21 protein-coding genes are annotated in these 20,498 nt (G+C 73.8%); 8 read left to right on the top strand and 13 right to left on the bottom strand.

The window, feature by feature from the left end:
• Positions 1-88: 88 nt before the first annotated feature.
• Positions 89-1,261, top strand: coding sequence for an App1 family protein (locus GD970_RS11420; protein ID WP_152203020.1), 1,173 nt, complete (start codon positions 89-91; stop codon positions 1,259-1,261).
• 64 nt (positions 1,262-1,325) lie between these two features.
• On the opposite strand, the gene catC is transcribed toward GD970_RS11420, so the two are convergent.
• The 3 genes from catC to GD970_RS11405 all read right to left on the bottom strand — a co-directional run bounded on the left by catC (position 1,326) and on the right by GD970_RS11405 (position 3,781).
• Positions 1,326-1,607, bottom strand: a complete 282-nt coding sequence (gene catC / locus GD970_RS11415; RefSeq protein WP_152203019.1) for a muconolactone Delta-isomerase — start codon at positions 1,605-1,607, stop codon at positions 1,326-1,328.
• Positions 1,608-1,697: 90 nt separating this feature from the next.
• Complete coding sequence (locus GD970_RS11410; protein ID WP_152203018.1) at positions 1,698-2,801, bottom strand: mandelate racemase/muconate lactonizing enzyme family protein; 1,104 nt, start codon at positions 2,799-2,801, stop codon at positions 1,698-1,700.
• Positions 2,798-3,781 (bottom strand): LysR substrate-binding domain-containing protein, encoded by a 984-nt coding sequence (locus GD970_RS11405; protein ID WP_152203017.1) that lies wholly within the window; start codon positions 3,779-3,781, stop codon positions 2,798-2,800. The genes GD970_RS11410 and GD970_RS11405 overlap by 4 nt, the downstream gene beginning before the upstream one ends.
• A gap of 241 nt (positions 3,782-4,022) precedes the next feature.
• On the opposite strand from GD970_RS11405, the gene GD970_RS11400 reads away from it, so the two are divergent.
• On the top strand, positions 4,023-5,603 hold the full coding sequence (locus GD970_RS11400) for an SLC13 family permease (RefSeq protein WP_193314922.1): 1,581 nt from the start codon (positions 4,023-4,025) through the stop codon (positions 5,601-5,603).
• A 106-nt stretch (positions 5,604-5,709) separates the two neighbouring features.
• On the opposite strand, the gene GD970_RS11395 is transcribed toward GD970_RS11400, so the two are convergent.
• The 3 genes from GD970_RS11395 to GD970_RS11385 all read right to left on the bottom strand — a co-directional run bounded on the left by GD970_RS11395 (position 5,710) and on the right by GD970_RS11385 (position 7,989).
• Positions 5,710-6,399, bottom strand: coding sequence for a LysE/ArgO family amino acid transporter (locus GD970_RS11395; protein ID WP_226925295.1), 690 nt, complete (start codon positions 6,397-6,399; stop codon positions 5,710-5,712).
• Positions 6,400-6,568: 169 nt separating this feature from the next.
• The gene (locus tag GD970_RS22500; protein ID WP_152203015.1) at positions 6,569-7,402 is read right to left on the bottom strand and encodes a hypothetical protein; all 834 of its coding nucleotides are present in this window, start codon (positions 7,400-7,402) and stop codon (positions 6,569-6,571) included.
• Complete coding sequence (locus tag GD970_RS11385) at positions 7,399-7,989, bottom strand: RNA polymerase sigma factor (protein ID WP_211489696.1); 591 nt, start codon at positions 7,987-7,989, stop codon at positions 7,399-7,401. The genes GD970_RS22500 and GD970_RS11385 overlap by 4 nt, the downstream gene beginning before the upstream one ends.
• 184 nt (positions 7,990-8,173) lie before the next feature.
• On the opposite strand from GD970_RS11385, the gene GD970_RS11380 reads away from it, so the two are divergent.
• Positions 8,174-8,665 (top strand): toxin-antitoxin system HicB family antitoxin, encoded by a 492-nt coding sequence (locus GD970_RS11380; RefSeq protein ID WP_152203013.1) that lies wholly within the window; start codon positions 8,174-8,176, stop codon positions 8,663-8,665.
• Positions 8,666-8,705: 40 nt separating this feature from the next.
• Entirely contained in the window at positions 8,706-9,530 is an 825-nt protein-coding gene (locus tag GD970_RS11375; RefSeq protein ID WP_152203012.1) for a DUF4097 family beta strand repeat-containing protein, read from the top strand.
• Positions 9,531-9,590: 60 nt separating this feature from the next.
• Here GD970_RS11375 and GD970_RS11370 read toward each other — a convergent pair whose 3' ends face one another.
• On the bottom strand, positions 9,591-10,436 hold the full coding sequence (locus GD970_RS11370) for a formate/nitrite transporter family protein (protein WP_152203011.1): 846 nt from the start codon (positions 10,434-10,436) through the stop codon (positions 9,591-9,593).
• Positions 10,437-10,616: 180 nt separating this feature from the next.
• On the opposite strand from GD970_RS11370, the gene GD970_RS11365 reads away from it, so the two are divergent.
• Positions 10,617-11,048, top strand: coding sequence for a VOC family protein (locus GD970_RS11365; RefSeq protein ID WP_152203010.1), 432 nt, complete (start codon positions 10,617-10,619; stop codon positions 11,046-11,048).
• Positions 11,049-11,099: 51 nt separating this feature from the next.
• On the opposite strand, the gene GD970_RS11360 is transcribed toward GD970_RS11365, so the two are convergent.
• Entirely contained in the window at positions 11,100-12,728 is a 1,629-nt protein-coding gene (locus tag GD970_RS11360) for a S49 family peptidase (RefSeq protein WP_152203009.1), read from the bottom strand.
• A gap of 128 nt (positions 12,729-12,856) precedes the next feature.
• Here GD970_RS11360 and GD970_RS11355 point away from each other — a divergent pair, with 128 nt between their 5' ends.
• Entirely contained in the window at positions 12,857-13,426 is a 570-nt protein-coding gene (locus GD970_RS11355; RefSeq protein WP_152203008.1) for a TetR/AcrR family transcriptional regulator, read from the top strand.
• A 133-nt stretch (positions 13,427-13,559) separates the two neighbouring features.
• On the top strand, positions 13,560-14,165 hold the full coding sequence (locus GD970_RS11350; protein WP_152203007.1) for a nitroreductase family protein: 606 nt from the start codon (positions 13,560-13,562) through the stop codon (positions 14,163-14,165).
• A 1-nt stretch (position 14,166) separates the two neighbouring features.
• On the opposite strand, the gene cofC is transcribed toward GD970_RS11350, so the two are convergent.
• From cofC to GD970_RS11330, 4 genes are read right to left on the bottom strand one after another with little or no spacing between them, the layout of a single operon-like run.
• The gene (gene cofC / locus GD970_RS11345) at positions 14,167-14,844 is read right to left on the bottom strand and encodes a 2-phospho-L-lactate guanylyltransferase (protein WP_226925294.1); all 678 of its coding nucleotides are present in this window, start codon (positions 14,842-14,844) and stop codon (positions 14,167-14,169) included.
• Positions 14,841-15,767 (bottom strand): 2-phospho-L-lactate transferase, encoded by a 927-nt coding sequence (gene cofD, locus GD970_RS11340; RefSeq protein WP_152203006.1) that lies wholly within the window; start codon positions 15,765-15,767, stop codon positions 14,841-14,843. Before cofD ends, cofC begins: the two co-directional genes overlap by 4 nt.
• Before the next feature lie 42 nt (positions 15,768-15,809).
• Positions 15,810-16,061: a hypothetical protein gene (locus GD970_RS11335; protein WP_152203005.1), complete on the bottom strand. Its 252-nt coding sequence runs from the start codon at positions 16,059-16,061 to the stop codon at positions 15,810-15,812.
• Positions 16,062-16,075: 14 nt separating this feature from the next.
• Positions 16,076-17,782, bottom strand: a complete 1,707-nt coding sequence (locus tag GD970_RS11330; RefSeq protein WP_152203004.1) for a sodium:solute symporter family protein — start codon at positions 17,780-17,782, stop codon at positions 16,076-16,078.
• 718 nt (positions 17,783-18,500) lie between these two features.
• Here GD970_RS11330 and GD970_RS11325 point away from each other — a divergent pair.
• Positions 18,501-19,034, top strand: coding sequence for a DoxX family membrane protein (locus tag GD970_RS11325; protein ID WP_452179436.1), 534 nt, complete (start codon positions 18,501-18,503; stop codon positions 19,032-19,034).
• 21 nt (positions 19,035-19,055) lie between these two features.
• On the opposite strand, the gene GD970_RS11320 is transcribed toward GD970_RS11325, so the two are convergent.
• Entirely contained in the window at positions 19,056-20,486 is a 1,431-nt protein-coding gene (locus tag GD970_RS11320) for an LLM class flavin-dependent oxidoreductase (protein WP_152203003.1), read from the bottom strand.
• Between the last annotated feature and the right edge of the window lie 12 nt (positions 20,487-20,498).

Below are 20,498 nucleotides of genomic sequence, written 5' to 3'. Positions count from 1 at the left end.
CCGTGCCCGGCCGCGACCGCGACGCGCCGACCGGCGGCGCGGGCGGCCGCCCGAGCCCGCCGCCACGGCGCCGTCTAGGGTGTCAGCCGTGGCACTGTCTCGGATCGGCCTCGCGCTCGACGACGCGATCAACCGCCGCAGCGTGCGCTACCTGCGCAAGAAGGGCTGGCGGCCGCGCACCATCGGGCTGACCGGGTACGGCTCGGTCCACAGCGTCCACGTGCTCGGCCGGGTCCTCATGGCCGACCCCAGCACCCCGCCCGACGACGAGATCACCCCGGTCGGGCCGATCAACGTCGCCGGCGAGGCGAAGCGCGGCTGGCGGGCGTTCTTCACCGCCCAGGTCGGCTACCTGCCCGTCGTCGTGCGCGCCGGGGACCAGGAGGTGCACACCACGACCGACCGCGGCGGGTACATCGACGTCATCGTCCGCGACCACGGGCTCTCCCCGGGCTGGCACGACGTGACCATCGAGGCCCGCGCGGCCGAGCCGGCCACGGCGCGGGTGCTCGTCGTCGACCCGGACGTGCGCGCCGGGATCGTCTCGGACGTGGACGACACGATCATGGTGACCATGCTTCCGCGCGCCCTGCTGGCGGCGTGGAACACGTTCGTGCGGCACACCAACGCACGCAAGGCGGTGCCCGGCATGGCCGAGCTCTACCGCACGGTGCTGCAGGATGCGCCCACCGCGCCGGTGTTCTACCTGTCCACCGGCGCGTGGAACGTGGTGCCCACGCTGCGCGGGTTCATGCGCCAGCACGGCTACCCCGACGGACCCATGCTCATGACCGACTGGGGGCCGACCAACACCGGGTGGTTCCGCTCCGGCATCGAGCACAAGCGCACCCAGCTGCGCAACCTCATGATCACGTTCCCGCAGATCCGGTGGCTGCTCGTGGGCGACGACGGCCAGCACGACCCGATGATCTATGACGACGTCGCTCGCGAGCACCCGCGGCACGTGTCGGCCATCGCCATCCGTGAGCTCTCCCCCGCTGAGCAGGTACTCTCCCACGGCACGCCCGAGGCGATCGAGGAGCCGAACCCGCGCCGCAGCGCCAACGCCGAGCACGGCGTGCCCACGGTCAAGGGCCGCGACGGGTACGAGCTGGCCCGCGAGCTGCCCGAGCTGCTGGTGGCCCGCCGCAACGAGCGGATCGCCCAGGAGGAGCTGGAGCGGCGCGAGGGCGCCGCCCGCGAGGAGGGCGCGGAACGCCGCGAGGCCGCGGACCGCCGGCACGCGCAGCGGACGCGGTAGTCCGCACGCACCCGGCTCGTGAGAGGCCCTGCCCGGGCTGTGGCCGATCCGGGCCGCGGTCAGGTCAGCGCTGGACGGCGTTGGGATGCGTCGCCAGGGGCGTGACGTGGGCGGTGATGTACCTGAACATCGGAAGTCCGGAGAGCAGCTCATGCAGCTCGTCGTTGCCGGAGACCTCGAAGACGGAGTAGTTCGCGTACTCCCCGGCCACCCGCCAGAGGTGCTTGAAGCGGCCGTCGAGCTGCAGGGACTGGGAGTACTCCCTCTCGGCGGCCTGGAGCCGGGCGAGCTCCTCGGCGGGCATGTCGGCGGGGATGTTGACGTCCATCCGGACCAGGTAGAGCATTCTTCTCCGTCCTCAAGGTTGTGCTTCTGGTGACTGGCCGCAGGACGGGAACCCGTGCCGTCCGGCCCGGCGCACTGCGGGAGTTCCCGTTCAGCGGTCGCCGCGGTACTTCTCGAGCTTCTCCTCGTCGATGTCCGCGCCGACGCCCGGCAGGTCGCGGACGGTGATCCGCCCGTCCTGGATCCGGATCGGTTCGGCGATCAGGTCATCGGCCATGTCCAGGAAGTTGGACAGCTCGCCGGCCCGCCGCGAGCTGGCTTGATGCGCGGCACCGAAGGTGACGGTGGCCAGTGAGCCGACCTGGGTGTCGATCTGGTTGCCCATGGTCACGTCCACTCCCAGACCGGTGCACAAGCCCAGGATCTCGGTGGCCTCGGTGAAGCCGGAGCGAGCGGTCTTGATGCACACGGCGTTGCAGCCACCCGAGAGCAGTTCTCGTGAGACGTCGCCGGCGGTCGGCACGGACTCATCCCCGACCACCGGGATCGGCGACTTCTCCACCAGCCGGCGGCGGCTCATCGCCTCCTTGGCGTCGCAGGGCTCCTCGAGAAGGGTCAAGCCCAAGCCCTCGGTGCGGCGCAACACCTCCAGCGCCTCGTTGGCGGTCCATCCGCGGTTGGCGTCCAGGTAGATCTCCACCCCGTCGCCCAGGCCCTCGCGGAGCACATGGCACGCCTCGACGTCCAGGTCCAGCGGTCTGCGGCCGACCTTGAGCTTGAAGGTGGTGATGCCGTACTCCTCGCCGAAGCGGCGCGCCTCCTCCAGCAGCTCCGGGGCGGGCCGGAAACCGAGCATGTGACTGACGCGCATCGAGTCCGTCCAGCCGCCGAGCAGCTTGTGCACGGGCATCCCCAAGGCCTTGCCGGCGAGATCCCACAGGGCGATGTCCATGGCGCCCTTGGCCACCTGGTTGTGGATGGTGCGGCGCATCACCCCGTGGATCTTCTCCCTGTCGAACGGGTCGAGGCCCACCACCTGCGGGGCGAACACCTCGTCGATCACGGTTTTGATCGAGGCCTGGGTCTCCCCGTAGGTGTACGGCCGTGGCGGGGCGTCGGCGACACCGGTGACCCCCTCGTCGGTGTGGATGCGCACCAGGACATGGCTGGCCGTGTGCACGGCACCGGAGGCGAACGCCAACGGATGGGAGTACGGGATGGCGTAGGGGATCGTCTCGATCCGCTCGATCTTCACGGGCGTTCCTCAGCAGGGGTGGTCGTGTCGGTGGGGCTGGTGGTGCTGGCCGAACGGCAAGAACCGGGTTCGACGCTCTGTTTCGGCTCCGGACTGGCGAGAGTGGCCGACGCGCGGCGGGCCAGCTCCAGGAAGGCCGGCACGAAGGCGGTCCGCCGGTCGGCCGACCAGGCCACGGCGAGCTCCACGGCGGGCGTGGCGGTCACCGGGCGGTAGGCCACCCCGTGCGGGCCGGCCCACCGGGCACCCTCCGGCACGAGCGCGACGCCCATCCCGGCTCCGACGAAGGCCAGCAGCGTGGACGTCTCGCCGGCCTCCTGCACGATGCGCGGCCGGAAACCGGCCTGGCGACAAGCCTCGCGCGTGATGGTGGCGATGGCCGAGGTGGGCGGGTAGAAGATGAAGTCCTCCTCAGCCAGCTCGGACAGGGACACGTCGCCGGTGGCCGGAGCCAATCGGTGCCCGGGAGGCACGGCGGCCAACAGGCGCTCCTCCTCCAAGACCTCCATGTGGACCTGGCGGGACTGGACCGGAGGACGCAGCACGGCCACGTCCAAACGGTTGTCCAGCAGGGCCCGTTCCATGTCCGGGGTCAGCAGCTCCCCCTGGACCTGCAGCTGCACACCGGGAAGCTCGGCGCGGGCCACCTGGACGAGGGAGGGCATGAGCCGGTAGGTGGCCGAGCCGGCGAAGCCCACGCGCAGCACGCCGGCCGCGCCACGGCCGACCTCGCGCACGTCGTGGGCCAACGCGTCCAGGTCGGCCAGGACCCGCCGGGCGCGCTCGAGCATCAGCCGGCCCGCCTCGGTCAGCTCGACCTTGCGGGTGGTGCGCTCGAGCAAGGTGGTGTCGAGCGAGGCCTCCAGCTGCTTGATCTGCTGGGACAGGGGCGGCTGCGCCATGTGCAGGCGCTCGGCGGCACGACCGAAATGGCGCTCCTCGGCCACGGCCACGAAGTACCGCAGCTGTCGGATGTCCACGCCGCCTCCCTTTCGTCGCAGGTCACCCTAGGGAGCCTCTCGGTCGCGAGGGAAAGACCAGTTCGAGCCCCAATAAGACGATGAACATATCAATCGGCGTCCAATATGTACTTCAACCTCTAGGTCGCGCGCCCTAGTGTGGAGCGCGCCACTGAAGCAACGGCGCGGGCCCCGCGCCGACCGGCAGGTCGGCCAGCGCGCCGGACTGCCGAGACCCCACCAACCATTCCGAGGGATATCCATGTCACCCCAGTCGCCTGCCCCGGACAAAGGCCTGTCCGCCGCGGCCACGCTTCCGGCTCCCGACGCCTCCCCCGCCCCACAGACGGGTACCGACTCGTTCGACGGCGGCACGAAGCGCAACTGGGCGCTGCTCGCCCTCGGGCCGGCGGCCGGCCTGATCCTGGGCCTCGTCCTGCCGGACTCGCTGCCTTTCGAAGGTAGGGCCGTCGCGGGCTGCGCGTTGTGGATGGCGATCTGGTGGATGACGGAGGCTGCCCCGATCCCGGTCACCTCCCTGCTGCCGCTGGTGCTGTTCCCGCTGTTCGGCATGGGCACGATGGGTGAGGTCGCCGCCCCCTACGCCGACTCCGTCGTCTTCCTCGTGATGGGCGGCGTGATCCTGGGCCTCGCCACGGAGAAGTCCAACCTGCACCTTCGCGTGGCCATGGTGACCATCCGCGCCGTGGGCACCCGCCCGACGCAGATCGTGCTCGGGCTCATGGCCGCTTCGGCCTTCATCTCGGCGTGGGTGTCCAACACGGCTACCGCCGTCATCATGGTGCCGATCGCGGTGTCCATCCTGCGCCTGGTGCGCCGGGTGGACAGCCGGGCCGGCGGTGCGAAGTTCGCCGCGTCGATGCTGCTCGGCGTCGCCTACGGCGTGACCATCGGTTCGACCGCCACGCTCATCGGCCAGCCGCCCATGGCGTTGATGAAGGCCTATCTGGGCGAGGCCCACGGCTTCGACATGGAGTTCGGCCGCTGGATGCTGGTGGGCGTGCCGTGGGCCGTGGTCATGCTCATCATCGCCTGGCTCGTGCTGACCCGCCTGGTCTTTCGGCCCGAGGTGGATCGGATCCCGGGCGGAGCGGAGATGATCCGTCAGGAGCTGGCCAACCTCGGCCGGATGACGACCCCCGAACGCCGCGTGGCCACCATCTTCCTGCTGGCCATCTTCTTCTGGGTCTTCGTGCCCTTCATCGCCGATATCCCGGCGGTCGCCTCCGCGTTGCCGTTCCTCGGCACCATCTCGGACACCCAGGTGGCCATGGCCGCCGCCATCGCCTGCTTCCTCGTCCCCGCCGAGAAGCGTTCGGTGGACCCGGCCGGCACCCCGCTGCTGCGCTGGTCCGCGGCCAAGGAGATCCCCTGGGGCCTGCTGCTGCTCTTCGGCGGCGGCCTGTCCCTCTCGGCCATGTTCTCTGCGACCGGTTTCTCCCAGTGGATCGGGAACGAGGTCGGCGGCCTGGCCGGGCTGCCGCCCGTCGTCATCATCCTGGCCGTGGCCGTCGTCGGCCTGGCCCTGACGGAACTGACCTCCAACACCGCCACCGCCGCCGCCTTCTTCCCCATCTTCGGCGCCATCGCGGTCGGGATCGGCCTGGATCCGCTGCTGATGACCATCACGGTCACCCTGGCCGTGTGCTCGGCCTACATGCTCCCCGTCGCGACGCCGTCGAACGCGGTGGCCTTCGGCTCCGGGGAGGTGACCATCAAGCAGATGGTTCGAGCCGGCGTGTGGCTCAACGTCATCTCGCTCGCGGTCATCATCGTGGCGCTCTACACGATCGTGCCGCTGGTGTTCGGCGTCGGGCTGTGACGAGCTCAAGCCCGCGTCGGCACACGTCGGGGGTACTGCCGGCACTCGAAGCCCCCGGGTCTTCCTGCCTCCGTTGCAGCACTCGCTCACCGGCGGCGATGCCTTCCTAGGCTCCGAGCGCGGTGCGGAGGGCCAGCAGCAGGACGGCGGTGCCGCCGAGCACCGCCGTCCAGCGCCGGCCGCGGGGCCCGGAGAGGAACCGCCCGAGCGTCGCGCCGGCGCCGGCCAGCAGCAGCTGCCAGCTCGCGGAGGCCGCCAGCGCGCCGAGCACGAAGACCGCCCGCTCGGCCGCCCCCGCCGTGGCGCTGATCGTCGAGCCCGCCACGAGCGCGGCGAAGTAGATCACCGTGGCGGGGTTGACCAGCGTGAGCGCGAAGACCGTGGCGAACGCCCGGCCCGGCGACGTCCGTGTGACGGCCGCGGCCGGGCCGTCGGGCCTCGCCGGCCGCAGCAGCCAGAGTGCGAGCCCCACGAGCACCACGGCGGAGCCCCAGCGCAGCGGCTCGGCGACGGTGGCGATGGCCGGCGCGACGAGGGCGCCCACGAAGACGGCGACCGCCGCGTAGAGCCCGTCGACGAGTGCCGCGCCCAGTCCGCCCCCGGCCGCGGTGCGCCAGCCCTGCTGAGCGCCGAGGGTGAGCAGGTAGGCCGCGATGGCGCCGACCGGGATCGCGATGGCGTACCCGGCGGCGACGCCGGCGAGCAGGGCGGCGGTCATGCCGGCGGGCGGGCCGGGCCGGGTGGCAGTTGCGGGGACGCGGCGGGCACGCGGCAGGTATAGCAGGGTGCGCCCCACGGCCGCCCCGTTACGCCCGCGGAGCGCACAGCTCGGCAGCGCGCGAGGCCTGCCGAGCTGCGGGCAAAGTACGGCCGGCGGCGGACCCGGGTCGAGCCCCGACACCGCCGGGCGGCGGTCGTGGGGGCATCCGGACGACACCGCTGCCGGCGGGCCGCAGCCGTCGCCCCTACCGCCAGATCGGGCGCGAGGGCGGGGCGTCGCGGATGACGGTGCCGTCGCGGAGCGTCACATCGACGGTGAAGTCCGGCCGGGGGCCGCCCGCGCCGCTGGGACCGGCGTCCTCGTCCGCGAAGATGCGGCCCGGCCACCACGCGGTGTACCGCCCGTCCTGGACGGTGGCCTCCACGCGGCGGCCTCCGGCGTGGATGGTCAGCCCGACCACGTCCTGCCCGACGGCGCCGTCGGTGAGGGAGACCGGCTCGTCGCCGCCGAACTGGGCCATCGACCCCTCCAGGAACCCCCGCGCCGGGGCGAGGGCGGGCGGGCCCTCGCTGCCCGCCACGCCCCACTCGAGCAGGTCGGCGGCTCCCGTGCCCGCCGGCGCGTCCGCCAGGCACTGGGCCGACAGGTCGCGGGCGGGGTCCCGCAGGATGACGGCGAGAACGTCCCCGCGCCGCTCGGACAGCACCACCGTCGCCGCGGCGGCGTCGAAGGTGGCCGGGCCGTGGCGGTCCACCCGGGCGCGGCACTCCTCGACCACCGCGGCGACCTCGGAGGCCGCGGCCGCGGACGGCGTCGGCGTCCACGTCGCCCAGGCGGCGTGGCGGTCACCCGGCCCCGGCACGAGGACGAAGCCGACGGCGATCGCGGCGGCCGCGCCGACGAGCGCCAGGACGCGTCGGGGACGCCGGCCCGGCCGGGCGGGCGCCGGTGCGGCGAGGACGGGGACGGGCTCGGCGGCGAGCATGCGCTCGATCCGGGCGTCGAGCCGGGCACGCTCGGCCGGGCTGGTCGGCCCGCCGGCGTCGAGGGTGCGCAGCGCGGCGTCGGTGGCGGTCATGGCGTGGTCTCCTTCGCTCGGGGCGCGATCGCCCCGCCGGCGCGGGCCGTCGGGGCCGGGTCGGCGATGTCGTCGGTGGGCTGGGCGGGGTGGTCGAGGTGCTGGCGCAGCCGGCGGCGCGCCCGCATGAGCCGCACCCGGTAGGCGGGCGGGGTGATGCCGAGCACCTGGGCGGCCTCGGTCGAGGTCAGGTCGTCGAAGACGGTCAGCGCGAGGACCTCCTGGTCCTCGGCGCCGAGCCGGCGCCAGGCCCGGGCCAGGTCGATCCGCTGGTGCACCCCGTCGTGATCCGCGGCCACCGCGTGCGCGACCTCGCCGGCGGCGGCCAGCCGGACGGCGAGGGCCGCGCGGCGTCCGTCGGCGCGGTAGGCGTTGAGGAGGCACCGGCGGGCGATGCCGAACAGCCACGCGCGCTGCGGGCCCGCGAGGCGCGGGGCGTCCTCGAGCCTGCGCCAGGCGACGAGGTAGACCTCCGCCACGACGTCCTCGGCGTGGGAGGGGTGGACCCGCCGCTTGGCGAACCGCAGGACGTCGTCACGGGTCCGCGCGTAGAGATCTCGGAACCGCAGCTGTCTGTCGTTCGGCACCCGTGTCACATCCTTCGTCCGGTATCGGCCTCACGCCCTGGAGATGTCCGGCACCGGCGCCGGCGTAACACCCTGGCACCGCCCGCCGTCCGCGCCGCCGCACCCACGACGCCGCCAGGCGTGTCGCCGACCTGCCCACCGCTCCCGCTTGACGTGATGTCACTATGACGTCATAGTGATGCCCATGGACATCACGCCGTACGTCGAGAGCCTCCGTCAGGACCTGCTCACCACGGCCGAGGCCGGCGGCGCGGAGACCCGCGCCGCCGCCGAGCGGCTCCTGCCCGCGCTGGAGCCGGCGGTGCGCCTCGCGCTCATGGACGCCCTCTCCCAGGCCGCCGCGGAGATCACCAGCGAGCTGCCGGCCGGCGCCGTGGAGGTCCGGCTGCGCGGCCGGGAGCCCGAGCTCGTCGTCGACGTCCCGGCGGCACCGGCCGCCGCGCCGCTGCCGCCGGAGGACGAGGACGACGGCGGCGAGACCCTCGCCCGGATCACCGTGCGCATCCCCGAGTCGGTCAAGGCGCGCGCCGAGGAGCTCGCCGCGCGCAGCGGCCGCTCCCTCAACAGCTGGATCGTCGGCGCGCTGCGCGCCGCCACCCGCGAGCGCGTCATCGACATCGACCTCTCCGGCACGGGGCCCCGCCAGCGCGGGCGCCGCATGACCGGCTGGGTCTGACCCCACCACCCGGCCGACCGGCCGGCGAGAAGGAGACACCATGCACCAGGCGTTCCCCACCCCCCGCCCCGTCGAGCTCTACGTCGAGCTCGGCGCCGGCCGCCTCACCGTCCGCGCCGGCGAGGTCACCGAGACCACGGTGACCGTCGAGGGCCGCGACGCCGACCAGGTGAGCGTGGACCACCACGGCGACCAGGTCACCATCCTCGCGCCCCGGCGCTGGATGGACTTCCTCGGCACGTTCCGCGACCTCGCGGTGACCGTGGACCTGCCCGCGGGCAGCACGCTGGCCAGCAAGCTCGGCTCCGGCGACCTGCTCACGACCGGCTCGCTCGGCCAGACCCGGGTGCGCACGGGCTCCGGGGACGTCCGCCTCGCCGAGCTGCGCGGCGCCGCCGTCGTCGAGAGCGGCTCCGGGGAGGTGGCCATCGGCGCGGCGCTCGGCGACCTGCGGGTGCGGTCGGGCTCGGGCGACGTCCGGGTCGAGCACGCCGGCGGCAGCGTCAGCATCAGTACCGCCTCGGGCGACGTCGTCCTGGGCCAGACGGACGGCGACGTCGTCGCGCGCACCGCCTCCGGCGAGATCCAGCTGCGCGACGCCCGCTCCGACGCCCGGCTGACGACCGCGTCCGGCGACATCACCGTCGCTGCCGTGCGCCGCGGCGAGGTCCGGGCCAAGGCCGTCTCCGGCGACGTCCGGGTCGGCGTCCCGCGCGGCATCCCGGTGTGGACCGACGTCAGCAGCGTCAGCGGCAAGGTGGTCTCCACCCTCGAGGGCGCCGGCCGGCCCGCCGAGGGTCAGGACTTCGTCGCGGTCCGGGCCACCACGGTCAGCGGCGGGGTCTACCTCGACCAGCTGGCCTGACGCCGGCGGGGCCGGTCGGCCGACGGCGCCAGCTCGCCGGCTCGCCCCGCCGTTCCTGCATCAGCTGCCCGGCTCGCCCCGCTGCTCCTGCTCGCCACGCACGCTGGACCACTCCATCTGCAGCCTTTCCTTGCTGCGCACCAGCCGCAGCAGGGTGACCAGCCCCAGCCCGCCGACGACGTTGCCGACCACCGTGTAGGCGAACCACTGGGCCCACTGGCCGTAGCCGAACCCCGCCTCGCCGGTGTGCAGGGCACCGAAGATGAGCAGCGAGTCGAGGACGGAGTGGAAGAGCTGCCCGCCGGCGAGCAGGAAGGCCGCCGCGACGGCCGCGGCGATCTTCGCCGGCATGGAGTCGGTGCCGTGCTGCATCCGCGTCATGAGCGTGATGACCGCACCCGCGAGGACGGCGAGGCTGAGCGACTGGACCGACAGCGGGGCCATGGCGAAGTGGCTGCCCGACCCCACCAGGGGCGCCGCCAGGCTGGGGAAACCGGCGACGATCAGCCACATCATGAGCCAGCCGCCCACGAGGTTGGCCGCCAGGGTCCCGCCCCACAGCTTGAGCATCTGCGCCCAGCTCGCCCGGCGGGCGGCCACCGTGAGCACCGGGATGAGAAAGCCCTCGGTGAACAGCTCGCTGTGGCCGAGGAGCAGGGCGAGGAAGCCGATCGAGAACGCCAGCCCGGCGAGCAGGTGGCTGTCGGTCTGCTCGAGCACGAGCAGGAACGCCAGGATCCCGATGGCGACCTCGGTGCCGCCGAAGAATCCCGTCACCAGGATCTCCCGCCACGGGCGGTGCAGCCGCTGCACCCCCTCGCCCAGCTGCCGGTCGAAGGCCTCCTCGAGCTCGTCCTCCATGGGGCCGCCGGTGTGTCCGAGCTGGCGGCGGTCGACGTTCGACATGACGCCCTCCCGGTGGTGCGTGGCGCGAGCAGTCTGCCACCGGGCGGGCGCGCCCGCCGCCGGGACACCCGCGCACGGGACCGTCGCTCCCGCCGTCGGGAACGACGACGCCGCAAGCCGCCCCCGACCCGGCCGCCTCGGCGATGATGGAAGGACCCGACCCGCGCCGAGGAGCACACCATGAGCCAGCGGATCCACTTCATCACGGTCGCCACCAAGGATCTCGACGCCGGGCGCCGCTTCTACCAGGACGGGCTGGGCTGGGAGCCGCTCATGGACGTGCCGGAGGAGATCATCTTCTTCCAGGTGGCGCCCGGCCTGGTGCTCGGGCTGTTCCAGGCGGACAAGTTCGTCCAGGACCTCGGCGGCGCCGTGCTCGGCACCGACGTCTCGGGCCTCATGCTCTCCCACAACGTCGACAGCCCCGAGCGGGTGCGGGCCACGGTGGAGAAGATGGTCGCCGCGGGCGGGACGGTGCTCAAGCAGCCGACGCAGAGCGACTTCGGCGGCATCTTCCACGGCCACGTCCAGGACCCCAACGGGGTGATCTGGGAGATCGCGCACAACCCCGGCTGGCGCCTGGAGCCCGACGGCACGGTCGTCTTCGAGTAGCGGCCGGGGAGCGGAGCGGCCCGGCGTCGGCGCGGTCCCGCGGGGCCGCGTTCAGCGGATGGTGACCGACCGGTCCAGCCAGGTCAGCACCTGCTCCTGGCCGAAGGGCCACAGCCCGGCCAGCGGGGCGGCCGGCTCGGCGAACGTCGGCGTCCCGGGCAGGGCGAGCGGCGCGCGCACGGTGTGCACCGGCGCGTCGTCGGGCAGCCCGGCCAGGCGCCGGGCCGCGGCGAGGCCGGCCTCGAGGTCCCCGAGCTCGTCGACCAGGCCGACCTCGAGGGCGTCGCGGCCGCTCCAGATGCGGCCCCGGCCGATCTCGTCGACCCGCTCGGGGCTCAGGCCGCGGCCGGCCGCCACCCGCGCCACGAACCGGTCGTAGACCTCCCGCATCATGCGTTCGGCCCAGGCGCGCTGGTCGTCGCTGAAGGCGCGGGCGGGGCTGGCGAACAGCGCCCGCTCCCGGCCCACCGCCTCGGGGTTGAGCCCGTGGCGCTCGTTGAACTGGGCGAGCACCGGCTTGCCGACCACCACGCCGATGCTGCCGGTGAGGGTGAACGGGCTGGCGACGACGTGGGCGGCCGGGGCGAGCACGTAGTACCCGCCCGAGCCGGCGACCTCGCCCATGACGGCGACGACGGGCTTGGGGCTGGTCGCCACGGCCCGGGCGATGAGGTCCGAGGCGAGGGCGGAGCCGCCGCCGGAGTCGACGAAGAGCACGATCGCGCCGACCTTGTCGTCGCGCTGGGCCCGTCGCAGCGCGGCGACGACGGTGTCCGCGCCCGCCTGCGGGCCGCCGAGGATCGGCACCGGCGGGCCGCCGCGGCTCCGCCCCGTGACGATGATCCCCACGACCGGCACGACGGCGACCCCGGTGGCCTTGCGGGTCAGCCTGCGCGCGGACAGCTGCGGCCGCATGAGCTCGAGGGCGCGCACCCAGTGCTGCTCCACCGGGGTGGCGATCTCGTCGTCGTAGGCGATGCGGGTGATCAGCCCCGCGTCGAGGAGCTGCCGGGCGCTGGTGAAGTCGGCGTCGAACCAGCCGCCCGCCGTCGTCCGGTCCGCGCCGCGGGCGTCGGCGACCGCCGCGAGCCAGCTCTCCTCGGCGGAGGCGATGTAGGCGGTGAGCTGCTCGCGGTTGTACTCGTCCATGCGGTCCTGGGAGTACGGCGTCAGCGCCGACTTGTACTCCCGGATGCGCAGGTTCTCGAACGCGATGCCCTTGCGGCTGAGGAACGAGCCGAAGAACGTCTGCTCGGCGGCGAACCCGGGGACGGCGACCTCGGCCGACTCCGGCGCGACCACCTCGGTGAGGCGCGCGGTGACCAGCAGGCTGCGCATCGAGACTTGCGGCAGGTACCCGACCACCCGGGTCTTCCCGACGAGGCGACCGAGCAGGCCGCCGATCGCGGACGACGTCGCCAGCCCCGCCGTCAGGCCGGAGACACGCACGAGGACCCCGCGCACCCAGCCGGCGTCGCCGAGGCGCTCGAGCCGGGCGGCGAGCGCCTCGAAGGTCTCGGTGCGCTGCAGCAGCGCCTGCACGCCGCCCGCGGCGCGGTGGGTGGGATAGCTGCCGTGCAGGTCGAGGACCACCCAGTCCGGGCCGTCGCCTGCCGAGTCGCGCCCGAGGGCGACGCGGACGAGCTCGGGCAGGCGCGGCAGCTCCGGCAGGCGCGGCATGGCGAACAGGGTAGCCGGGCCCCGGCGCCCCCTGGAGGGATCCGGTCCCCGGGGTACCGGACGACATTCGTCTAAACAAATCACACCTTTAGCGGACACCGCCTTCGGTTTACGCCATGATGGGGGGCATGCACGCCGAGCACGTCGACCCCCGCACCCGCCGCACCGTCCTCGCGCTGCGCCACGCCCTCCTGGAGCTGGCGGGGAGCACGCCGGTCGCCGAGATCGACATCTCCACCCTGTGCCGCACCGCCGGGGTGCACCGCACCACGTTCTACAAGCACTTCGCGACGGTCTCGGACCTCGGCCGCTGCCTGGTGACCGGGCTGCTCGCGCGCATCGACGACCCGGCGATCACGGCGGAGGGCGGATTCGCCGGCTGGCTCACCGCCGTGCTCGAGCAGGCGGCCGGCAACCGGCACGTCTACCGCCACATCCTCACCGAGCGCGGCGACCCGGCGGTGCAGCGGCTGCTGTGCGAGCGGCTCACGGCCGCCGCGCACGCCGCCCTCCTCGCCGCGGCGGCACGGGGCGAGCACCTCGCGATGGCCCCCGACGCCCTCGCCGGCGCCCTCGGGTACGGCTGCTACGGCCTCGTCGAGGCCGCCCTGGCCGACGACACGCTCGACATCCGCGAGACCGTCGACGCCATGGTCGACCTGCTGCCCGAGCCGCTGCGCCCGGTGCTCGTGGCCTGAGGCCGCCGGCCCCCGGAGCCCCGCCCAGGGCTTCCCTTCCCGCCTCACCCCGTCCTTCCCGCCCCGGGCCTCCCTTCCCGGAGCCCGGCGCGGTGCGGCCCGCGGGTGCGGGGCGGCGGGGATGATCGGCCTCATGGAGTTCCAGGAGGTCGTCCGCCGGCGCCGCATGGTGCGCCGCTACTCCCCCGACCCCGTCGCCCCGGAGGCGGTGGACCGGCTGCTGCGCAACGCCGTCCGCGCCCCCAGCGCCGGTTTCAGCCAGGGGTGGGCCTTCCTCGTGCTCGACCGGCCCGCCGACGTCGAGCGCTTCTGGGCCGCCGCCACCCCGCCGGAGCGCCTGGCCCGGCCGGACGCCTGGCTCACCGGCATGCGGACCGCGCCGGTGGTCGTCGTCGTGCTGACCTCCAGGAACGCCTACTTGGACCGCTACGCCGAGCCGGACAAGGGCTGGACCGACCGGGACGAGGCGCGCTGGGCGGCGCCCTACTGGTGGGTGGACGCCGGCATGGCGTCCCTGCTCCTCCTGCAGACCGCCGTCGACGAGGGGCTGGGCGCCTGCTTCTTCGGCGTCCCGCCCGGGCGGGTGGACGCCCTGCGCGCGGAGTTCGGCGTGCCCGGCGACCACGCCCCGGTCGGCGCCGTCACGGTCGGCCACCCCGCGCCGGCCCCCGCCCGTGGCTCGGCCGCCTCGCGCCCGCGGCGCCCGGCCGCGGAGGTCGTCCACCGCGGCCGGTGGTGAGCTAGCGGCGCAGGCTCACGACGGCGGAGCGCAGCCGGTCCCGCACGTCGCCGGGCAGCGCGGCCCAGTCCTCGGGGGTGTCGAGGTCGGCCGCCGTGCCCGGCCGGCGCACGAGCTGCACACCCAGGCCCAGGCGGGCCGCCTCGGCGGCGTGCGCGGCGCGGCTGCCCGGGCCGAAGCGGAACGCGAAGCCGCGCGCGCCGGCGTCCAGCACCAGCGCGTTGGTGCCCTCCCCGGCGCGGTCGGGGGCCAGGACCACCGGCGCGGCGGGGGCGAGCAGCGCCCGGACGTCGGCGGGCGTCAGCAGCGGCAGGTCCGCGTGGGCCACGAGGACCCGGCCGGCGCCGGCCGCGACCGCGGCCTCCCGGCCCAGGGCGACGGCGGCGTTGAGGCCGGGCCGGTCCGCCGGCTGGGGCACGAGGCGCAGCCGCGGGTCCGGCCCGAGCGCCCGGGCGGCGAAGCCGGGGTCGCCGGTGACCACGAGCACCGGCACCTCGGCCAGCAGCGCGGTGACGACGTGCCGGGCCAGCACGGTGACGAGCCGTTCCCGCTCGGCGGCGCCGAGCACGCCCGCCAGGCGGGTCTTCCCGCCCGCGCGCAGCGGGACGACGGCGACGGCGCCCGCCCGCGGGCGCAGGGCCTCGGTCCCCGGCCGGTCGGTCACGGCGTCCGGGGTCACGCCGCGGCGAGCAGCTCGCGCGCGAGCCGCTCGCGGTCCTCGGCGCCGCCCAGCACGGTCCGGGTGACCACGACGTCCATGCCCAGGGTGCGGATGGCCGGGGCGAGCGCGGCGTCGGCCTCGTCGACGACGAGGACGTCGAGCAGGCCCTCGTACAGCCGGGCCACGCCCAGGGCGGACACCTCGTGGCCCAGCGCGGCGAGCATGGCGGCGGCCGGGCCCTTGAGCGCCTGGCCGGCGACGATGGGGCTGACCGCGACCCGGCGCGCGGGGGTGGCGGCGAGTGCCTCGCGCACCCCGGGCACGGCGAGGATCGGGCCGATGCTGAGGAAGGGGTTGGACGGGCCGAGCACGACGACGTCGGCCGTCAGCGCCTCGAGCACGCCGGGGGCGGGGCGCGCCGCCTCGACGCCGTCGAGCACCACCGAGCGCACCGCGTCGCGGTGGCGGCGGGCGACGAAGTACTCCTGGAACGGCAGCAGCCCGGCGTCGGTCTCGACCAGGGTGGCGACGCGGTCGTCGGTCATGGGCAGCAGCCGGGCCCGCACGCCGAGGGCCGCGGTGAGCTCCGCCGTCACCTCGGAGAGCCGCGCGCCGGCCCGCAGCAGCGCGGTGCGCCGGACGTGGGTGGCCAGGTCCTGGTCGCCCAGGGTGAACCAGGTGTCCATGCCCAGCCGGCCCAGCGCGCCGAGGGTGGCGAAGGTGTCGCCGTCGACGCCCCAGCCCTTCTCGGTATCGATCATCCCCGCGAGGGTGTACATGACGGTGTCGAGGTCGGGGCTGATGGACAGCCCGTAGATGACGGCGTCGTCGCCGGTGTTGGCGACGACGGTGAGGTCCTCGACCGCCCGCGCGAGCCCCTCGGCGAGCTTGGCGCCGCCGCCGCCGCCGGAGAGCAGGGTGACGGTGGGACCTGGGGGCACGAAGGAAGCATAGGCGCCGCGCCGAGGGCGGCCGACGAGGCGCTACGCGCGCGGCTCCTCGCCCGGCGCCCGCTGCACCACCAGCGGGCGCAGCCAGGCCCACAGGAGGAAGACCGCCGCGACGACGATCAGCGCGATGCCGGCGATGAGGTTGGCGTTGATGCCGCCGGTCTTGGCGTACTCGGGGTCGGCGACGAGCCCCATGACGACGAGGACGACCCCGTAGAAGCCCAGCAGGATCCCGATGACGTTGCGGATGTCGAACGCGCCGATCTTCCGCTTCTCCTTCTGCATGCTCGGCTCCTCCGTCAGGCGAAGATGATGTTGAGGATGATGACCATCGCGAGCGAGACGCCCGCGAGCGGCACCGGGCGCCGCCACCACGGCAGCCGGACGGACACGACGTCGCGCAGGTTCTCCTTCGGCGTCAGGGAGTAGACGAACCCGACGAGCTGCGCCTCCGGCTTGGGCCGGGTGAAGGAGGAGACGACCAGGCTGACGATGATGTCGACGACGAAGGCCGCGCCGGCGGCGACGAACGCGGAGCCCTGCCCCGGCAGGGTGATGACGTTCGCCTGGTGGAGGATGAAGACCGTCAGGGCGGCGAGCGTGCCGAGCACCAGCCCGGACCAGCCGGCGGCGGGCGTCATGCGCTTCCAGAACATGCCCAGGATGAACGTCGCGAAGAGCGGCGCGTTGAAGAACCCGAAGAGGGTCTGCAGGTAGTCCATGAGGTTCTGGTAGTTCGACGCGATCAGGGCGGTGAAGATCGCGACGATGCACGCGAGGATCGTGGCGATGCGGCCGGCGCGCACGTAGTAGGCGTCGCTGCGGTCCTTGACGACGTACTCCTGCCACAGGTCCTGGGTGAAGACGGTGTTGAAGGCCGAGACGTTGGCGGCCATGCCGGCCATGAAAGCCGCGAGCAGGCCCGCGATGGCCAGGCCCAGCAGCCCGTTGGGCAGGACCTCCTTCATGAGCAGCAGGATCGAGTCGTTGTAGGTCACCCCGCTGGTCGAGGGGGTGCCGGCGTACTGGGCGGCCTTGTACTCCGACAGCGCCGGCACGAGGACCGCGGCGATCATGCCGGGGATGACGACGATGAACGGGACGAACATCTTCGGGAAGGTGCCGATGATGGGCGTCTTGCGGGCCGAGGTGATCGAGTCCGACGCCATCGCCCGCTGCACCTCGACGAAGTTCGTCGTCCAGTAGCCGAAGGAGAGGACGAAGCCGAGGCCGAAGACGATGCCGATGACCGACATCACGTCCGAGCTGAAGCCGGTCAGCTCGGTGGCCGGCCAGGAGTGCAGCTGCTGCCCGTCCCCCGGGCCCGCCGTCACCGCGGCGACCAGGCCGTTGACGCCGCCCACCCGGTGCAGGCCGACGAGCGTGAGCGGCAGCAGCCCGGCGACGATGACGAAGAACTGCAGCACCTCGTTGTAGATGGCGGCGGAGAGCCCGCCGAGGGTGATGTAGCTGAGCACGATCGCGGCCGCGATCACCAGGGACAGGATCAGCGGCACGCCGAGCAGGGCGTTGAGGATCTTGCCGAGGAGGAACAGGTTGACCCCGGCGATGAGCAGCTGGGCGAGGGCGAAGCTCAGCGAGTTCACCAGGTGCGCGCCGATCCCGAAGCGGCGGAGCATGAACTCCGGCACCGAGCGCACCTTGGAGCCGTAGTAGAAGGGCATCATGACGATGCCGAGGAACAGCATGGCCGGGACCGCGCCGATCCAGAAGTAGTGCACCGTCGGCATGCCGTACTGGGCGCCGTTGGCGGACATGCCCATGATCTCGACGGCGCCGAGGTTGGCGGAGATGAACGCCAGCCCCGTCACCCAGGCCGGCAGCGCGCGGCCCGAGAGGAAGAAGTCGATCGAGGAGGACACCCGCCGCCGGGCCGCCAGGCCGATGCCGATGACGAACACGAAGTAGACGACGATGATGACGAGGTCGACCCATCGCGCGTCGATGCGCAGCGCGGGTGATCCCAGCTGTGCGGCGAAGGACATGGTGCTCCCTCTTCCCGCGGGAGACGGCGGCGCCTCGTCGCTTCCCCCGCCCTTGTGTGCGGCCCTGACTGCCCGGCGGTGGCCGGACCTCCCCTCGCTGGCACCCAGGATCGTGCGATTTGTCCCATCCGGCTACCGGAGAGCGGGGCCAGCTACGGGAGAGCGAGGCCGCCCCCGCTCGCATCCGCCACCGTCCCCGGGGCCCGCTTTCCGGACGACGACGGCGCGGTAGCCGCGCGTCGGACAGCGGCCTTGCCCGCCCCCCGCGCCTGGTGCGAGCCTGGACGTGTCCGGCCGGCGGCCTGGGCGGCCGGTTCCCTCGACGACGAAGGGACGACGGCTCATGACTCACATGCGCGGGTGGCCGATGGCCGCGATGGCCAAGGGTGCCCTGGACGGGCGCCACCACATGGCCCGCGAGCGGATGACCGGCGGGACGGGACCGGCCAGAGGGAAGCGACGCGCCGCCACGGGGATGGGCTACAGGGGGCGGCCGTCGGCTCCCCTGGGGTGGGGGCCGACGGGCCTGATGGCCAAGGGGCCCCCGGCGACGATCGTCAAGGCGGCCCTGGTCAAGAGGGCCCTGCACCGTGGCGGCCGGGGGCGGGCCGACCTCGCCGCGATGGCGAAGGCCGCGGTGCTGGCGGAGCTGGCGCGGGCGGCGGCGTCGCGAGGGGCCACGCAGGCCCCGCCGACGGCCGAGGCCACCCCCGCCGTCCTGCGGGACGCCGGGCTGTTCGTGCTGCGCGCGGGCGTCGGCTCGGTGCTCCTCGCCCACGGTTCCCAGAAGCTCTTCGGCTGGTTCGGCGGCGGGGGCGTGCAGGGTACCGGGGCGGCGTTCGAGCAGATGGGCTTCACCCCGGGCGGCCCCAGCGCCGTCGCGGCCGGGCTCGGCGAGGCCGGCGGCGGGGCGCTCATGCTCCTCGGTCTGGCGACCCCGGTCGCCGGGGCCGCCGCGGCCGGCACGATGATGGCCGCGTCCGCGGTCCACTTCCCGGCGTTCTTCGCCCAGGAGGGCGGGTACGAGTACGCCGCGCTGCTCGGCGTGTCCACCGCCGCCCTCGCGCTGACCGGCCCGGGCGGCTGGTCGCTGGACGCGCTGCTCGGTTACCGGCTGAACAAGCCGTGGCTGTCCGTCGTGGGCCTGGTGGCCTCGGCCGTCGCCGCCACCGCGGTGCTGCAGCGCCGGGCCCAGCACCTCGCCGCGACGGCGCCCGGCGCGCCGCCCGTGGAGGGCGAGCCGGAGGGCTGAGGCCCTCCGGCCCGCGCCGGCTCACCGCCCCACCGGCGCCGCCTCCACCGCGCGCGGGTCCGCCGCCTCCGGCCACGAGCGCGGCCCGTTGAACGCGCCGCGGTACCGGGCCGCCGGGTGACGGTCGTTGAGCCGGTCGGTGCCGAAGAGCTTGCGGCGCAGGGTGCCCTCGGCGTACTCGGTCCGCTGGAGGCCCCGGCGTTGGAGCACCGGCGTCACGTGCTCGATGAACTCCTCGTAGTCCCCGGGACGCACGACGTTCATGACGTTGACGCCGTCGACGCCGGCGTCGCGCCACTCCGCGAGCCGGTCGGCGATCTGCTCCGGGGTGCCGACGATGCGGTTGGCGCTGGCCATGAACCGGGCGAGGTCGCGCACGACGAGCGGGCGGCCGGGGTGGGCCCGCTCGAGGCCTCGAATGATGCCCTGGACGGTCTCGACGTTGATCTCCCCGACGGGTGCGTCCAGGTCGTGATGGCCGAGGTCGATGCCCAGGCTCCCGGCGAAGTGGGCGAGGTGGCCGTCCCAGTCGATCCAGTTCTCGTCCAGGTCCGCCGCCCTGCGGCGGGCCTCCTCCTCGGTCGATCCGACGACGAAGGACAGCCCGGCCAGGAACTTCAGGTCCTCGGGGCTACGGCCGTGGGCGGCCGCCAGCTGTCGGGTGGCCTCGATCTGCTGGCGTGCCACCTCGGGCGTGGGCGAGGAGACGAAGATGCCCTCTGCGTGCCGGGCGGCGAACTGCTGCCCCCGGGGCGATGAGCCGGCCTGGAAGATCAGGGGGGTGCGCTGTGGCGACGGCGCGACGAGGTGAGGGCCCTCGACCTTGTAGTTCCGGCCGAGGTGGTGGATCTTGTGGACCTTGTCGAAGTCGGCGTGGAGGCCGGCCTTGTCCTGGACGAGCGCCCCCTCGTCCCAGGACCCCTCCCACAGCTTGTAGGCGACGTCGAGGTACTCGTCGGCCCAGTCGTAGCGGGCGTCGTGGGCGACGATGTCGTCGTAGCCGAAGTTGGCGAAGGCGTTCTTGAGGTAGCTCGTCACGACGTTCCAGGCGATGCGCCCGCCGGACGCGTGGTCGAGCGTGGAGATCTTCCGCGCGAAGCTGAAGGGGTGCTCCTGCACCACCGCCGAGGTGAAGGCGATGCCCAGGTGCTCGGTGGCGTAGGCCAGCGCCGAGGCGATGACCGCGGGGTCGTTGGCGGGGATCTGCAGGCCCGTCTCGACGTACTTGCGGTAGTCGCCCCGGTAGTCGCCGTACAGGCCGACGACGTCGGCGAAGAAGATCAGGTCGAACGTGCCGGCCTCGAGGAGCTTGGCGAGCTCGACCCAGTACTCCAGGGAGTTGTGCTCGAGGTTGCGGGCGTCCGGATGGCGCCAGGTGCCCTGGTAGATGTGCGACGTCGTGTTCATGACGAAGGCCGAGAAGATCAGTGGCGGCCGGTCGGGGTTGCTCATCGTGGGTCTCCA

It is taken from the genome of Georgenia thermotolerans, assembly GCF_009193185.1.
GTDB classification, from domain to species: domain Bacteria; phylum Actinomycetota; class Actinomycetes; order Actinomycetales; family Actinomycetaceae; genus Georgenia; species Georgenia thermotolerans.
The sequence above is the reverse complement of the archived record's forward strand: the minus strand, read 5'-3'. Positions and strand labels throughout refer to the sequence as shown.

Excerpts from the sequence above, each read along its gene's own strand:
- GD970_RS11360 (WP_152203009.1), bottom strand. The coding sequence starts at position 12,728 with ATGCCGCGCCTGCCGGAGCTGCCGCGCCTGCCCGAGCTCGTCCGCGTC.
- GD970_RS11380 (WP_152203013.1), top strand. The coding sequence starts at position 8,174 with ATGGACATCACGCCGTACGTCGAGAGCCTCCGTCAGGACCTGCTCACC.
- GD970_RS11355 (WP_152203008.1), top strand. The coding sequence starts at position 12,857 with ATGCACGCCGAGCACGTCGACCCCCGCACCCGCCGCACCGTCCTCGCG.
- GD970_RS11350 (WP_152203007.1), top strand. The coding sequence starts at position 13,560 with ATGGAGTTCCAGGAGGTCGTCCGCCGGCGCCGCATGGTGCGCCGCTAC.
- GD970_RS11335 (WP_152203005.1), bottom strand. The coding sequence starts at position 16,061 with ATGCAGAAGGAGAAGCGGAAGATCGGCGCGTTCGACATCCGCAACGTC.
- GD970_RS11370 (WP_152203011.1), bottom strand. The coding sequence starts at position 10,436 with ATGTCGAACGTCGACCGCCGCCAGCTCGGACACACCGGCGGCCCCATG.
- GD970_RS11365 (WP_152203010.1), top strand. The coding sequence starts at position 10,617 with ATGAGCCAGCGGATCCACTTCATCACGGTCGCCACCAAGGATCTCGAC.
- GD970_RS11375 (WP_152203012.1), top strand. The coding sequence starts at position 8,706 with ATGCACCAGGCGTTCCCCACCCCCCGCCCCGTCGAGCTCTACGTCGAG.
- GD970_RS22500 (WP_152203015.1), bottom strand. The coding sequence starts at position 7,402 with ATGACCGCCACCGACGCCGCGCTGCGCACCCTCGACGCCGGCGGGCCG.
- GD970_RS11400 (WP_193314922.1), top strand. The coding sequence starts at position 4,023 with ATGTCACCCCAGTCGCCTGCCCCGGACAAAGGCCTGTCCGCCGCGGCC.
- GD970_RS11320 (WP_152203003.1), bottom strand. The coding sequence starts at position 20,486 with ATGAGCAACCCCGACCGGCCGCCACTGATCTTCTCGGCCTTCGTCATG.
- catC (WP_152203019.1), bottom strand. The coding sequence starts at position 1,607 with ATGCTCTACCTGGTCCGGATGGACGTCAACATCCCCGCCGACATGCCC.
- GD970_RS11330 (WP_152203004.1), bottom strand. The coding sequence starts at position 17,782 with ATGTCCTTCGCCGCACAGCTGGGATCACCCGCGCTGCGCATCGACGCG.